Origin of the sequence: Alistipes sp. D31t1_170403_E11 (assembly GCF_015553985.1) — a bacterium.
Taxonomy (GTDB): domain Bacteria; phylum Bacteroidota; class Bacteroidia; order Bacteroidales; family Rikenellaceae; genus Alistipes; species Alistipes montrealensis.
This window is the reverse complement of record NZ_JADNHQ010000001.1, coordinates 453,197-466,826: the sequence shown is the minus strand read 5'-3', so window position 1 is coordinate 466,826 and position 13,630 is coordinate 453,197. Positions and strand designations below refer to the sequence as shown.

The 13,630-nt window shown below is 57.9% G+C and carries 13 protein-coding genes; 5 read left to right on the top strand and 8 right to left on the bottom strand.

What is annotated here, in order from left to right:
* Positions 1–245: 245 nt before the first annotated feature.
* The 4 genes from I2E69_RS01835 to panC form a co-directional block, all read right to left on the bottom strand.
* Positions 246–3,146, bottom strand: a complete 2,901-nt coding sequence (locus I2E69_RS01835) for a M16 family metallopeptidase (RefSeq protein WP_410489085.1) — start codon at positions 3,144–3,146, stop codon at positions 246–248.
* Between the two features lie 11 nt (positions 3,147–3,157).
* Positions 3,158–3,670 (bottom strand): DUF456 domain-containing protein, encoded by a 513-nt coding sequence (locus tag I2E69_RS01830; protein WP_195458440.1) that lies wholly within the window; start codon positions 3,668–3,670, stop codon positions 3,158–3,160.
* A 172-nt stretch (positions 3,671–3,842) separates the two neighbouring features.
* Entirely contained in the window at positions 3,843–4,202 is a 360-nt protein-coding gene (gene panD, locus I2E69_RS01825; protein ID WP_195458439.1) for an aspartate 1-decarboxylase, read from the bottom strand.
* On the bottom strand, positions 4,202–5,038 hold the full coding sequence (gene panC, locus I2E69_RS01820; protein ID WP_195458438.1) for a pantoate--beta-alanine ligase: 837 nt from the start codon (positions 5,036–5,038) through the stop codon (positions 4,202–4,204). The genes panD and panC overlap by 1 nt, the downstream gene beginning before the upstream one ends.
* Before the next feature lie 157 nt (positions 5,039–5,195).
* On the opposite strand from panC, the gene I2E69_RS01815 reads away from it, so the two are divergent.
* Positions 5,196–5,978: a DUF1080 domain-containing protein gene (locus I2E69_RS01815; RefSeq protein WP_195458437.1), complete on the top strand. Its 783-nt coding sequence runs from the start codon at positions 5,196–5,198 to the stop codon at positions 5,976–5,978.
* Positions 5,979–6,048: 70 nt separating this feature from the next.
* A complete protein-coding gene (locus I2E69_RS01810; protein WP_410489084.1) occupies positions 6,049–8,070 on the top strand; it encodes a dipeptidyl-peptidase 3 family protein in 2,022 nt (673 codons plus the stop codon).
* Positions 8,071–8,291: 221 nt separating this feature from the next.
* Here I2E69_RS01810 and rd read toward each other — a convergent pair whose 3' ends face one another.
* The 4 genes from rd to I2E69_RS01790 are packed head-to-tail and all read right to left on the bottom strand — an operon-like array spanning position 8,292 to position 11,060.
* Positions 8,292–8,456, bottom strand: a complete 165-nt coding sequence (gene rd, locus I2E69_RS01805; RefSeq protein ID WP_015547243.1) for a rubredoxin — start codon at positions 8,454–8,456, stop codon at positions 8,292–8,294.
* Between the two features lie 55 nt (positions 8,457–8,511).
* Entirely contained in the window at positions 8,512–9,036 is a 525-nt protein-coding gene (locus tag I2E69_RS01800; RefSeq protein ID WP_195458436.1) for a PH domain-containing protein, read from the bottom strand.
* Positions 9,020–9,757 (bottom strand): 2-C-methyl-D-erythritol 4-phosphate cytidylyltransferase, encoded by a 738-nt coding sequence (gene ispD, locus I2E69_RS01795; protein WP_195458435.1) that lies wholly within the window; start codon positions 9,755–9,757, stop codon positions 9,020–9,022. Before ispD ends, I2E69_RS01800 begins: the two co-directional genes overlap by 17 nt.
* Positions 9,758–9,761: 4 nt before the next feature.
* Positions 9,762–11,060: a peptidoglycan DD-metalloendopeptidase family protein gene (locus I2E69_RS01790; protein WP_195458434.1), complete on the bottom strand. Its 1,299-nt coding sequence runs from the start codon at positions 11,058–11,060 to the stop codon at positions 9,762–9,764.
* A gap of 213 nt (positions 11,061–11,273) precedes the next feature.
* Between I2E69_RS01790 and lpxK the strand changes: the two genes are divergently transcribed.
* Genes lpxK through I2E69_RS01775 form a run of 3 tightly spaced genes read left to right on the top strand, consistent with a single transcriptional unit; the run spans position 11,274 to position 13,597 of the window.
* Entirely contained in the window at positions 11,274–12,317 is a 1,044-nt protein-coding gene (gene lpxK / locus I2E69_RS01785; protein ID WP_195458433.1) for a tetraacyldisaccharide 4'-kinase, read from the top strand.
* Complete coding sequence (locus I2E69_RS01780; RefSeq protein WP_195458432.1) at positions 12,301–13,107, top strand: purine-nucleoside phosphorylase; 807 nt, start codon at positions 12,301–12,303, stop codon at positions 13,105–13,107. Before lpxK ends, I2E69_RS01780 begins: the two co-directional genes overlap by 17 nt.
* 4 nt (positions 13,108–13,111) lie before the next feature.
* A complete protein-coding gene (locus I2E69_RS01775; RefSeq protein ID WP_195458431.1) occupies positions 13,112–13,597 on the top strand; it encodes a single-stranded DNA-binding protein in 486 nt (161 codons plus the stop codon).
* Positions 13,598–13,630 lie beyond the last annotated feature (33 nt).

Below are 13,630 nucleotides of genomic sequence, written 5' to 3'. Positions count from 1 at the left end.
AATGCGCCAAATGTAGTAATAATTTTGTCGTTTGTATCGTCTTTCCCGAAAAATAAATTTTCATGGAAAAAAGGATATATTCCGGGACTGAAGCCACTGAGAGGCATTTTTTCAAAGGAGCCTGACGGTTAAGCGAATGCCGCGACACCCAGGTCCTGCCGGCGGAAGCAGCCCGGTCGTTCTGTAAAAAAGAACAACTCCGACCTTATGGCCGAAGTTGTTCCTTTTCGTTTCGTTGCGGGGAATTAATACCCGAAAATCTCCTCCTGCGAGACGGTCTGGATGGGACCGAGTGTCTTGAGGTAATTGAGATTGAGATCCTGAATATCGCCCAGGATACCGTAAACGTATTTGCGGTCCTTGACCCACTTTTCCTGTGCTGCTTTTACATCGGCGAGCGTCATCGACTGAACCTTCTCGAAAATCTGCTTGTTACGGTCCTCCGTCAGGCCCATGTCGCGCTGGTCGATATAGCTCCACAGCACCTGGTCCTTTACCGTACGGTCGGTGCGCAGGCGTGAAATCAGCCCGTCCTTGGCGATGTTGAACGCCGCTTCCGATTCGGGCATATTGTTGATGATTTCGTCGAAGGCTTCGATTGCCGTCTGCATCTTGTCGTTCTGCGTGGCGATGAAAGCCATGTAACCGTAATTTCTGTCGGCATAGCCCGGCTGCATGATGCGTGCCGCTGCGGAGTAGGCCAGGCCGCGGGCTTCGCGCATCTCCTGGAACACGATGGAGTTCATGCCGCCGCCGAAATACTCGTTGTAAAGCGTGATTTCGGGGTCGGCTGTAACGTCGAACTGCTTGCCGAGGTTCGAGAACTGCATGTAGTAGAGTTGCTTGGCGTCGTACTGGGCCATCAGCACCCGGCTTTCGTCCGTCGGGAGCAGTTGTACGTGTTTCTTTTCGAGAGGCTGGAGTTCCGCCGGTGTTTTGTGGTGTGCGGCCAAAGCCTCGGTCACCTCCTTTTCCGATTGCGGACCGTAGTACAACACTTCGTGCTGTTTGCCCAGCAGGTCCTGGATCTTGGCCAGCAACGCCTCCGAAGTCGTCGTTTCGAGTGCCGGATTCGTCAGCGTCGTACGGCGGATGAAATCGCCGCCGTAAAGCATATACTGTTGCAGGGCGCGGAAGCAGCGGCTTTGGTTGAGTTTGGCGTCGGCGCGGCTCTTCATCATATCGGTCTTGAGGTTCGCGAGGATCGCCTCGTCAGGCCTGGCTCCGGTCAGCAGTCCCCCGACGATTTCCATCGCTTCGTCCATGTTCTCGCTCAGACCCGTAATCGAGATCGAACATTGGTTGGCCCCTGCGCGCATCGAGAACGAGCAGGCGATGTCGTACATCTTCGATGCGATCTGCTCGGCCGTCAGCGAGTCGGTCCCCAGGTAGCCCAGGTAGTCGAAGGCCAGGTTGAGCGCCGGATCGTTCTCCGTGCCGGTGTCGAACACGTAGGTCAGCGTGAAGATGTCGTTGCTCTCGTTTTTCTTGTAGAGCACTTCGATGCCTTTGCGGGCTTCGAACTGCGCCATGTCCTTCTTGTAATCGACGAATACCGGTTCGATAGGCTTCACCTCCGAACCCTGTATCTCGGCCAGGAAAGCGCTCTGGGCGTCGCGGTTGGTGGCGATGGGCGTAATCTTCGGGGCTGCGATCTTCTGCTCGTTGGGGTCTTTGCCTTCGCGCTTGTAGACGATGGCGTAGCTCTCGGGGCCGAGGAATTTGTTGGCCCACTCCACGACATCCTGTTTGGTGATCTTCTCCATGCGGTCCAACTGTTTGATGTCGTCCGCCCACTCCTTACCGTAGATGAACGAGTAGACGTAGAACATGGCGCGCTGGTCGTATTTGTCGAATTCGTTCATCAACTGCATCTTGTAGTTGTTGATCGAGGCTTTGATCAGCCCTTCGTCGAACTCTCCGGCACGAACCTTCGCCACTTCGGCGAGCAGCAGGTCGCGCACCTCGTCCAGCGACTGTCCGGTTTTCGGACTGCCCGCCATGATGAACGTTCCGTAGTCGGGTTGCGACGAGGCATAGGCGTAGGCCGAGAGGACCTTCTGCTGCTGGTTCAGGTCGAGGTCGATGAGACCCGCCTGCTCGTTGTAGAGTATCGAGCCTACGATGTCAGCCACGTCGTTCGACTGGTCCACTGCGGCGGGCAGGCGCCAGCCCATCATGACCCGTGCGGCTTCGAGGCCGAATACCTCCTTGACCACGGGCGTGGTGATCGGCTTCTCGGGCTCGAACTCCAGTTTCGGCAGTTCGGGGTTGGGCTGCATGCCGCCGAAATACTTGTCGATCGTCGCGATCATCTCGTCGGGATTGAAATCCCCCGAGACGCAGACCGCCATGTTGTTGGGCACGTAGTAGGTCTTGTGGTAGTTCTTGACGTTGGTGATCGAGGGGTTTTTCAGGCTCTCCTGTGTTCCCAGCACGGTCTGCGTTCCGTAGGGGTGGTTGGGGAACAGGGCGGCGTCCATCGTCTCCCACAACTTGCGGCTGTCCTGCGTCAGCGACATGTTCTTCTCCTCATAAATGGTTTCCAACTCGGTGTGGAACCCGCGGATCACCGGGTTGAGGAACCGGTCGGCCTGGATTTTCGCCCAGTTGTCGATCTGGTTCGAGGGGATGTCCTCGACGTATACGGTCATGTCCTGCGACGTGAAGGCGTTGGTCCCGTTGGCGCCGATGGCAGCCATCAGTTTGTCGTATTCGTTCGGAATGGCAATTTTCGAAGCCTCGTAGCTGATCGAGTCGATGCGGTGGTAGATCGCCGCGCGTTCGGCTTCGTCCGAGGTTTTGCGGTAGACTTCGAACAGCGATTCGATCTGGTCGAGCATCGGTTTCTCCGCGGCGTAGTCGGCGGTTCCGAATTGCTGGGTTCCCTTGAACATCAGGTGTTCGAAGTAGTGGGCGAGGCCCGTCGTCTCGGCCGGGTCGTTCTTGCCGCCGACCTTTACGGCGATGGCCGTCTGGATGCGGGGCTGCTCCTTCATGACGCTCATGTAGACCTTCAGGCCGTTGGGGAGCGTGTAAATCCGGGTCTTCAGCGGATCTCCCGCAACCGTTTCGTACTTGTATTTGCTGCAAGACGAGGCGAGCATTGCGAGGACGACCGCCGTTAGTAGTAGAAACCTTTTCATACGCATATGTTTTAGAAAGTTGTTACAAACCACTCCCGGAGTGCGGGGTAGGTGTCGGTAGCGACGTGAATGAGCATGCCCACCGAAGCGGCCAGCTTGATTCCCGTGCCGACGATAAAGGCGAGGAACGACCCGAATCCCACCAGGAAAGCTTTCGGAACGTCACCGCGGTCGTTCAAGAGTTCGCCCAGCACGGCGCCCAGAAAGGGCCCGACGATGATGCCGATGGGCGGGAAGAGGAAAAATCCGGCGAAGACGCCCACCGTGGCGCCGATGGCTCCCGAGCGCGATCCTCCGAAGCGGCGCGTCATCCAGGCGGGCAGGAAATAATCGGCGACGCTTACGGTGACCGTCACTGCGAGCCATATCCAGAGCGCCCCGGTCGTCATGTGGGAGTAGGAGGTGAACCAGGCGCAGAGAAGGCCTGCGTAGCTCAGCACCACGCCCGGCAGGGCGGGTACGATACAGCCGACGATGCCCAGTATCGAGAGCAGGAACGCGGCTATGGAGAGGGTTATGTCCATCGGAGAGTGCTTGACCCTGCAAAGAAAACGCAGGACGTAAACCGGGGGAGATACACCGGGCCGCCTGTCTTTGCAGTAGTTATCTCTTGCAAAGATAACGGTTTATACGAAAAAATCTCCCTTTTCGGGGAGATTTTGTGTCTGTTCGGCCTGCGGCCGTGCCGGCGTTCGGTTATTTCACGAGCCGGTTGGTCGCCGTGTCGGGGAAAACGATCCACGGGCGGAACTGCTTGGCGTCCTCGAAATCCATCAGCGCATACGATGCGATGATGATCACGTCGCCCACCTGCACCTTGCGTGCGGCGGCTCCGTTGAGGCAGATACAGCCGCTTCCGCGTTCGCCCTTGATGATGTAGGTCTCGAAACGCTCTCCGTTGTCGATGTCCATGATCTGGACCTTCTCGCCTTCGATCATGTTGGCCGCCTCCATGAGCGCCTCGTCGATGGTGATGCTCCCCACGTAGTTCAGGTCAGCCTGCGTGACCGTTACGCGGTGAATCTTCGATTTGATGACTTCAATCTGGAATTTCATTATCGGATTCGGATGTTGTCGATTAAACGAATGTTGCCGGCCTGGACGGCGATGCAGCCCTGAATGCGGGGCGAATCGCTCCATGCGGCGACTTCCTGCATCGTCAGCGCGTCGACCGACTGGTAATAGATGACCTTGAGCAGCGGGTTGCGCTCCACTTCGGCCGTGACCCATGCCTTGAGTTCGGCGGGCGTCAGCTCCTGCGATTTGGCGACGGCGGCTTTCAGCGTGGCGTAAATGTGCGGTGCGGCAGCGCGGTGTTCGGTGTCGAGCAGCGTGTTGCGCGACGAGAGCGCCAGCCCATCCTCTCCGCGGACGATTTCGCATTCGACGATCTGTACGGGCTGTTGCAACTGGGCCACCATCGCCCGGATGACGGCGATCTGCTGGAAATCCTTCTCCCCGAAGTAGGCCCGCGCCGGACGCACGATGTCGAACAGGCGGCTGACGACCTGCGCCACGCCGTTGAAGTGCCCGGGACGCGTTGCGCCCTCCATCACTTTGTCGATCTGCCCGAAATCGAAAATCCGGGTGTCCTGCTCGGGATATATCTCCTCGACCGCGGGCATCAGCACAAAGTCCGCACCGGCCTCTTCGAGCAGGCGCGCATCTGCCTCCGGGGTGCGGGGGTAGTGCTTCAGGTCGTTCTTGTCGTTGAATTGCGTCGGGTTCACGAAGATGCTCACGACGACCGTGGCATTCTCCCTGCGGGCACGCTCCACAAGCGAACGGTGTCCTGCATGCAGGGCGCCCATCGTGGGTACGAAGCCGATTTCCGACTGGTCCGCCCGGTCCAGTTCGGCGCGAAGTTCCTTGACGCTTGTAAATACTTTCATCTCTTTGCTTGAAACGAGTTGCGGGGCAAAGGTAGGAAAGATAATTAAGAATGGAAAATGAAAAATGAAAAATTATAAAAGGACCGGAAGCTATTCCGGAAGGTTTATGTTATCTTTGTATGCGATATAAATCCTTGAACCGACTAAAATTCTGATTATGAACAGGTGTCTCTCCCTGAAAACCGCCGTGCTCCTCTGGGCCAGTGCGGCTTGTGCCGGCGCAACGGCGCAGAATCAATACCCCGAACCGGAGCCCATGCGTCCCGGCATGTCCGAATACTGGACGCCGCAGCCCAAGGTGGTTACCCCGGGCGATATCCGGACGAACAGCGCTCCTTCCGACGCCATCGTCCTGTTCGATGGCCGCGACCTTTCGGCCTGGAAAAGCGCAAAGACGGACGGCCCTGCCGAGTGGACCGTCCATGACGGCGTTTTTACGGTCGATAAGAAAAAGGGCGACATCGTGACCCGGCAGGAGTTCGGAAATTTCCAGTTGCACCTGGAGTGGTGCGTGCCGGAAGGTATAACCGGAACGAGCCAGGCCCGCGGAAACAGCGGTGTTTTCTTACAGAATATGTACGAGATCCAGATTTTGGACAACTACGGGAACGAGACCTACGTGAACGGACAGGCGGGCAGTGTTTACAAACAGACGCCCCCGCTGGCGAACGCCATGCGCAAGCCGGGCGAGTGGAACGTGTACGACATCATCTATTCCGCCCCGGTTTTCAAAGAGGACGGAACCTACCGCGTGCCGCCGCGCGTAACGGTCATCCAGAACGGCGTGGTGCTCCAGGACAACACGACGATCCTCGGAACTACGGAATATATCGGTTTCCCGAAAGTCATCCCCCACGGCGCAGGTCCGATCCGCCTCCAGTCGCACGGCGACAAGAGCGCCCCGATCAGTTTCCGCAATATCTGGATCCGGGAGATGTAAAACCGCGCTCCGCGATTCCCATAACCCGATTTGCACTGTTTTTGACGAACCCCAATGCTGTAATTACATTATGAAAAAGTTTTTTGCTATTGCATCCATGACATTTATTATTCCCGCTTTGACCTCGTGCGGCGGCTCCAAGGGCGAAGCGCCGTGGATCGTCGACCGTTTCGACGATATCAAGGTCATCCGTTACGAAGTTCCCGGCTTCGAGCAGCTTCCGCTCGAAGAGAAAGAGCTGATCTATTACCTCTCCGAAGCCGCCAAGTGCGGCCGCGACATTCTTTTCGACCAGAACTGCCCGGTGAATCTTCCCGTGCGCCGCACGCTTGAAGTCGTTTACGAAAACTACCAGGGCGACCGTACTTCGGCCGAATGGCTGGCGTTGGAGAAGTACCTCAAAAAGGTCTGGTTCGCAAACGGCATCCACCACCACTATTCGAACGACAAGTTCGTACCCGAATTTACCGAAGGCTACCTGCTCGACGTGATCGAGACCATCCCCGAGGAGAAATTCGGCTCCCTGAATCCCCTGCGCGGCGACGTTTGCCGGGCGATCTTCGATCCTGCGCTCTACAAGACACGGCTCAACCAGAAGGCGGGCGACGACCTGCTGCTTACCTCGTCGAGCAACTACTACCACAACGTCAGCCAGGCCGAAGCCGAAGCGTTCTATGCCGGTGTTGCTGCTGCCGATGCGGGCAATCCCGAGCCGGTTTCCTACGGGCTGAACTCGCAGTTGGTGAAGGACGACACGGGACGCATCTACGAGCGTGTCTGGAAGTTGGGCGGCATGTACTCGCCGGCCATCGAGAAGATCGTCTACTGGCTCGAAAAAGCGCAGGCTGTCGCTGCCGAACCCCAGAAAACCAACATCGAAGCGCTTATCAGCTATTATAAGACGGGCGACCTGAAGGAGTTCGACCGTTACAACATCGGCTGGGTAAAGGATACGGTTTCGAACGTCGATTTCGTCAACGGCTTCATCGAGGACTACGGCGATCCGCTGGGCCGCAAGGCTTCGTGGGAGGCCAACGTCAACTTTATGGATACCGAGGCCTGCCACCGTACGGAGATTATCTCCGACAATGCTCAGTGGTTCGAGGACCACTCGCCCGTGGCCGAGGCTTACCGCAAGCCGGTGGTGAAAGGCGTTTCGGCCAAGGTTATTACCGTGGCGATGCTGGGCGGCGACTGCTATCCCGCAACGCCTATCGGCATCAACCTGCCCAACGCCGACTGGATTCGCAAGGAATACGGCTCGAAGTCGGTCACGATCGATAACATCACCTATGCTTATGATATGGCCGCCCACGGCAACGGCTTCAACGAGGAGTTCGTGCTCCGCGCCGAGGACCGCGAGCGGATGGACAAATACGGCAAACTGGCCGACGACCTGCATACCGACCTTCACGAGTGCCTGGGTCACGGCTCGGGGCAGTTGGCTCCGGGCGTCAAGGGCGGCGAGTTGAAGAGTTACGGCTCGACGCTCGAAGAGGCCCGCGCCGACCTGTTCGGACTCTACTACCTGGGCGATCCCAAGCTGGTCGAACTGGGGCTGATTCCTTCGCTCGACGTTGCCAAGGCGGGCTATGCCAAGTATATCCTGAACGGCATGATGACCCAGTTGGCGCGCATCGAGCCGGGCAAGAACGTCGAGGAGTCGCACATGCGCAACCGCAAACTGATCTGCGAGTGGTGTTACGAGCGCGGCAAAGCCGACAACGTGATCGAGATGGTGAAGGAGAACGGCAAGACCTACGCCGTGGTCAACGATTTCGATAAACTCCGCGAACTTTTCGGCGAGATGCTCCGCGAGGTGCAGCGCATCAAGTCCGAGGGCGACTACGAGGCCGGCCATAAACTGGTCGAGCAGTATGCCGTGACGGTCGATCCCCAACTGCACAAGGAGGTTCGCGACCGTTACTATGCGCTCAATATCGAGCCTTACGGCGGCTTCGTCAATCCCGAATACGAATTGGTGGAGAAGGACGGCAAGATCGTTGACGTGAAGATTTCTTACCCCGCCAACTACGTGGAGCAGATGCTCGGCTATGCGAAGGATTACTCCTTCCTGCCCAACGTCAATTAGATTTTCGATTTTGCAGGGCCTTTTACCCTGCCTCCGGACGGCACGGATGGGATGTATTCAATACTCCCCATCCGTGCCGTTTTTCGTTTAACCACAATCTGATTCCGATCCGCCTGCCGCACGTCGCCCGAATCTCCGCACGGGGAAATTTCAGCTGCGGTGTCTCCAAAAAAGATGCGCCCCGGTCTGGGACGCATCTGCTGTTTTTCCGAAAGCGGGTCTTACTCTTCGACCTCTTCGAAATTGCTCTTGTCGACTCCGCAAACCGGGCAAGCCCAGTCGTCGGGAATCTCTTCGAACGGCGTTCCGGGGGCGATACCTCCGTCGGGATCGCCGACTGCGGGGTCGTAAATCCACTCGCAGACTACACAACGATACTTTTTCATCTCTTGCTGTTTTTTATAAGGTGAATAAATGCTATGCAAATTCATTGCCGCCTTTTCAGGCATCCTCTTCTTCGTCGGGGCGGTTGCCGCCCGGCGGAGTAAGTTCGGCCACCAGGCGGTCGGCGTCCGAACACGAGACATAGAGACGGTCTTCGTAGATGTCTGTGATCTCGACGAAATTCCGCCATTCCGAAGCGTAGAGCCGCACACGGTCGAGCCTGCGGAGGTCGATGAAGTGGCCGTAATAGCCGAAGAATCCGCATCCGCCGAAGATCGGCAGGAACCATTTCATGTGCTGCGGGTCCACGCGGCGTACCGAGGCGATTTCGTCGCGGCGTATCTCGGTGATGTCCAGCAGGCAGCGCACTTCTACCGTCTCGTCCGTCACCACGATTTTGCGGGGAATCGACAGCGACATCAGGGCCACCAGCGCCACGATGAACGAGGTGAACCATGCCGAGAGGTAGCCACCTTCGTAAAGATGGTACAGCAACCCGCCCAACAGGACGAAGACGATGATGTAAACCAGCGTCCAGTAGATCGTGTTGTGATCGAAACGGTATTTATACGTGTTCGGCATCGTTTGTCTCTTCTTCGGTTTCGGCCTCTTCGCGTGCGGCAATCAGAGCCTCGGCGACGGTGAAATCCTCGGGAGTCGTGAGTTTGAGGTTTTCGCGCTCGCCTTCTGCCAAGCAGATTTCGTGCCCGGCGGCCTCGACCACCGACGCGTCGTCGGTAAATTCCACACGGTATCCGGCGTTATAGGCCCGGCGCAGGATGTCGGCGCGGAAGACCTGCGGGGTCTGTACGATGCGCAGGCAGCGGCGATCGACAATGTGCGACGGGATATTGCCCGCGGCGTCGGGCTCCCCGTCCGTTTCGCGGAACGAGTCGACGGGCTCTACGACCGGAATCGCCGCCCCGTGCTTTGCGGCGGCTTCGGCCACACGGCGGATCATCGCGGTGGTTCCCAATGGACGTACGCCGTCCTGCACGGCAATCAGATAGGGATCGGAGGCGAGTGCCGCCAGCCCGTTCTTCACCGAGTCGAACCGCTCGGGGCCTCCTGCGGCGACTTCGTGTTTCGCCACGTCGAAACGGGCTGCGAGGTTCTTCCAGAAGTCGATATGCTGCTCGGGGAGCACCACCACGATCTCAGCCCCGGGCAGTGCCGCGGCGAAATTGTTGATCGTGCGCGCCAGTACGGGCATGCCGCCCAGAAACTGGAATTGCTTGGGCCGTGCGCCGCCTGCGCGGTGTCCGCTGCCTCCTGCTACGATGATGACTCCCGTGCGTTCCATTGGCTTATTGTTTTGCGGGTGTTTGTGCGACTGCTGCGGGCAGTACGAGCGAATCGAGCTGCGTAATCTGTTCCTCGGGTTTTATTTCGCCGTTGAGTTCGGCCGAGATGCGGTCGCGGACAAATTCGAACAGTGCGCGGTTCTCCTTCGAGATCGGTTCCGCCGGTTCCGACGGAATCTTCAGCGGATCGATCGGCGTTCCGTTTTTCCAGACGCGGTAATCGAGGTGCGGGCCGGTCGAGGCTCCCGTCGAACCGACATAACCGATCAACTGCCCCTGCGACACGCGCGAACCCTTCGAAATGCCCTTGGCATAGCCGCTCAGGTGCATGTAACCTGTTTGCAGACTGCCCGGATGCTTGATCTTGAGCGTGTTGCCTCCGCCTCCGGCCCAACCCTTGAAGATCACCGTGCCGTCGGCTACGGCGTGTACGGGCGTGCCTTTCGGCGCGGCGTAGTCGACTCCCGTGTGCGGGCGGTAAACCTTGTAAATCGGATGTTTGCGGGCGTAGGTGAATTTCGAGCTGATGCGCGAGTATTTCAGCGGAGCCTTGAGCATCTGCTTCCTGAGGCTCGCGCCGTCCGATTCCCAGTACTGGATTTTGCCGCCCTGGCGGAACGGAATGGCGTAATACTCCTTGCCGCCCTGCGAGAATTTCGCGCCCCAGACGCGTCCGATGCCCACCGACACCGAGTCGTCGATGAACCGCTCGTCGTAGATCACCGTGAAGCTGTCGCCCTTCTGGATGCCGAAAAAGTCGACCGTCCATTGGTAAATGTCCTCCAATTCGGCGGCCAGCGCGTAGGGGAGGTCCTGTTCCATGATCGCACCCCAGAGCGAGGAGTTGATCACGGCGCTCTTTTTCGTGCGGCGCAGGGTGTAGGATTTGGCATCCTTGCGCACGGATACCGAGTCGCCGTGGAATCCGAAGACTACGTAATCGGTGACCGATATTTCGTAGGCGAGGTAGTCGAGATGCGGTGCGTAGAGCGAATCTTCGTGAATGAAAGCCGTATACTTATGCCCGGCGCGGATGTTGCGCAGCGGGAAAATCTCTTTCGAGGCCTTGTCCAGCCGGTCGACCGTGAGGGCCGACACACCGAATCCGTTGAGGATTTTCCCCAGCGTTTCGCCGCTTCCGACTTCCCCGGCTTCGGTACGGTAATCGTCGGCATTGATGCCGTAAAGCATGTTGTGGGGCTCTTCTGCGCTCTCCACTTCCACCACCGGCCCCTGGGTCCGGTTGCAGGCGCCTGCCGCTGCGAGCAGCAGGGCGCATATCGATATTTTCAGATAATTCATAGATGAGAGCAAAGATAGTACAAGCCGGGCGCAATCCCAAATTTTTTTTGAGGATTGCCGGGACGCCATTTGTCTGACCCGTTCTGAAAAACGCACACTCTATTGTGTTTAGTATGCGATTTGCGCTGTTGCAGCCAGATTTGCGGTTTTAGGTTTGGAGGTCCCGGGAAAAATTGCTACCTTTGAAAGTTATCCGTTCAAACCGGTAGAAAGATGCTCAAATTCCTGCTCGCGCCTGCGGCCTTCCTCTATAAAGCGGGGGTGACGTTTCGTCACCGCCTCTTCGACTGGGGCATTCTCAAGAGCGAGAAATTCGACATCCCGATCATCTGTATCGGTAACATCACCGTCGGCGGTACGGGTAAAACCCCGATGGCCGAAATGGTAATCTCCTACATGACCCAGATGCACAATGTAGCGCTGCTGTCGCGCGGCTACGGCCGCCGTACGAAAGGTTATCTGGAGGTCAAATGCGATTCGCATTACCGCGATTCGGGCGACGAGCCGCTGCAAATCAAACTCAAATTCCCCGATACGGTGGTCGCCGTGTGCGAAAAGCGCACCGAGGGGATTCGCCGCATCCGCGCCGAGCACCCCGAGGTCGACCTGATCATTATGGACGACGGTTTCCAGCACCGCTATGTGGAGCCGAAGATCAACATCGTGATGATCGACGCTACGCGTCCCGTCCAGCACGACAGGATGCTGCCCGTGGGGACGCTGCGCGACCTGCCCGAAGAGTTGCACCGTGCCCATTATTTCGTGGTTACGAAGTGCCCCGAACGGATGGCTCCGATCGACCGCCGCATCCTGCGCAAGGTGCTGATCCAGGTGGCCTACCAGCGGGTCTATTTCACCCGTTTCGAGAGTTTCATGCCCCAGCCGCTCTATGCCGAGGAAGCCTCGGACGCGCCGTTGGTGCAGGGACAGCGGGTAATCGCCCTCTCGGGTATCGGCAACCCGAAGCCTTTCCTGCAAACGCTTCGCGGACGCTACGAAGTCGCGGCCGAAATGACGCTCGACGACCATCACGTCTATAAGGTCCGCGACATGAACGCGCTGACGGCGTTGCTCGCGAAGCATCCGGGCGCGGTAATTGTTACCACCGAGAAGGATGCCGTCAAGATGACCAACCGGGCGAAAATCCCTGCGGAGATTCGCCGTAAGCTATACTATTTACCGATAAATATTTCATTCATAGAGGATTCGGCAACGGATTTTCTGCAAAAACTAGAAGAAGATGTTAGAGGAAATTAAGAAAACCGCCGCTTTTGTCAAAGCTGAGACCGGAGATTTCGCCCCCGAAGTGGGCATCATCCTCGGGACCGGTCTGGGCGATTTCGCCGATAAGATCGACGCTAAATTCGTCATCGAATATAAGGATGTCCCCGGATTCCCCGTTTCGACCGTCGAGGGGCACAAAGGCCGCATGATCTTCGGCCTGATCGAGGGACGCAAAGTCGTCGCCATGCAGGGACGCTTCCACTTCTACGAGGGTTACACGATGCAGCAGGTGACCTTCCCCGTGCGCGTGATGCAGCAGATCGGCATCAAATACCTTTTCGTGTCGAACGCTTCGGGCGGCATCAACACCTCGTTCCGCGTGGGCGACCTGATGGTCATCACCGACCACATCAACCTGATGCCCAACCCGCTGATCGGCCCCAACATGGCAGAACTCGGCCCCCGGTTCCCGGATATGCACAACTGCTACGACAAATCCCTGATCGCTGCGGCCACGAAGATCGCCGAGGAGGAGAACATCAAACTCCAGTACGGCGTCTATGTCGGCGGCACGGGTCCCACGTTCGAGACGCAGGCCGAATACCGCTATTTCAAAGCCATCGGCGGCGATGCCGCGGGCATGTCGACCGTTCCCGAGGTAATCGTGGCGCGCCATATGTCGATCCCTGTTTTCGGCGTCTCGGTCATCACCAACTGCGGCCTGTCCGACGAAGTGGGCGACCACGAGGACGTGCAGCGCCAGGGCAAGAAAGCCGGTGTACGCATGGAGGTCGTTTTTCGTAAAATGATTAAAAACCTGTAAGCAAATGGTAAATAAGGTTATCTTGATTGGCAACGTGGGCATCGATCCCGAAGTGCGTACTACCGAGAGCGGCGTGAAGGTCGCCCGTGTCCGCCTGGCTACGACCGAGCGCCTGTTCGACCGTGCCGCGAACGAAACGAAGGAGCACACCGAATGGCATACGATCACGCTCTGGCGCGGTCTGGCCGACGTGGTGGACCGCTACGTGAAGAAGGGTTCCCAAATCTATGTCGAGGGGCGCCTGCGCACCCGCGAATGGATGGACAAGGACAATAACAAACGCTATACGACCGAAATCTTGGCCGATACGATGAACCTGCTGGGCCGCCGCTCGGACAATCCCGCTTCGGAAGGCGCTCCCGCTCCGGCCTACGGCGCACCGCAGCAGGGCGGCTACCAACAGCCGGCTCCCCGTCCGGCCGCAGCCCCGCAGCCGCAGCCCGCGGCTCCTTCGGTTCCGGCGGACGATCCCGACGATTTGCCTTTTTAATTTTCGATTTGTAAGCGGCTATTTCCGCACATC

What these genes read in the sequence shown, in the direction of transcription:
- I2E69_RS01835 (WP_410489085.1), bottom strand. Translation starts at nt 3,146, where the DNA reads ATGAAAAGGTTTCTACTACTAACGGCGGTCGTCCTCGCAATGCTCGCC.
- I2E69_RS01830 (WP_195458440.1), bottom strand. Translation starts at nt 3,670, where the DNA reads ATGGACATAACCCTCTCCATAGCCGCGTTCCTGCTCTCGATACTGGGC.
- panD (WP_195458439.1), bottom strand. Translation starts at nt 4,202, where the DNA reads ATGAAATTCCAGATTGAAGTCATCAAATCGAAGATTCACCGCGTAACG.
- panC (WP_195458438.1), bottom strand. Translation starts at nt 5,038, where the DNA reads ATGAAAGTATTTACAAGCGTCAAGGAACTTCGCGCCGAACTGGACCGG.
- I2E69_RS01815 (WP_195458437.1), top strand. Translation starts at nt 5,196, where the DNA reads ATGAACAGGTGTCTCTCCCTGAAAACCGCCGTGCTCCTCTGGGCCAGT.
- I2E69_RS01810 (WP_410489084.1), top strand. Translation starts at nt 6,049, where the DNA reads ATGAAAAAGTTTTTTGCTATTGCATCCATGACATTTATTATTCCCGCT.
- rd (WP_015547243.1), bottom strand. Translation starts at nt 8,456, where the DNA reads ATGAAAAAGTATCGTTGTGTAGTCTGCGAGTGGATTTACGACCCCGCA.
- I2E69_RS01800 (WP_195458436.1), bottom strand. Translation starts at nt 9,036, where the DNA reads ATGCCGAACACGTATAAATACCGTTTCGATCACAACACGATCTACTGG.
- ispD (WP_195458435.1), bottom strand. Translation starts at nt 9,757, where the DNA reads ATGGAACGCACGGGAGTCATCATCGTAGCAGGAGGCAGCGGACACCGC.
- I2E69_RS01790 (WP_195458434.1), bottom strand. Translation starts at nt 11,060, where the DNA reads ATGAATTATCTGAAAATATCGATATGCGCCCTGCTGCTCGCAGCGGCA.
- lpxK (WP_195458433.1), top strand. Translation starts at nt 11,274, where the DNA reads ATGCTCAAATTCCTGCTCGCGCCTGCGGCCTTCCTCTATAAAGCGGGG.
- I2E69_RS01780 (WP_195458432.1), top strand. Translation starts at nt 12,301, where the DNA reads ATGTTAGAGGAAATTAAGAAAACCGCCGCTTTTGTCAAAGCTGAGACC.
- I2E69_RS01775 (WP_195458431.1), top strand. Translation starts at nt 13,112, where the DNA reads ATGGTAAATAAGGTTATCTTGATTGGCAACGTGGGCATCGATCCCGAA.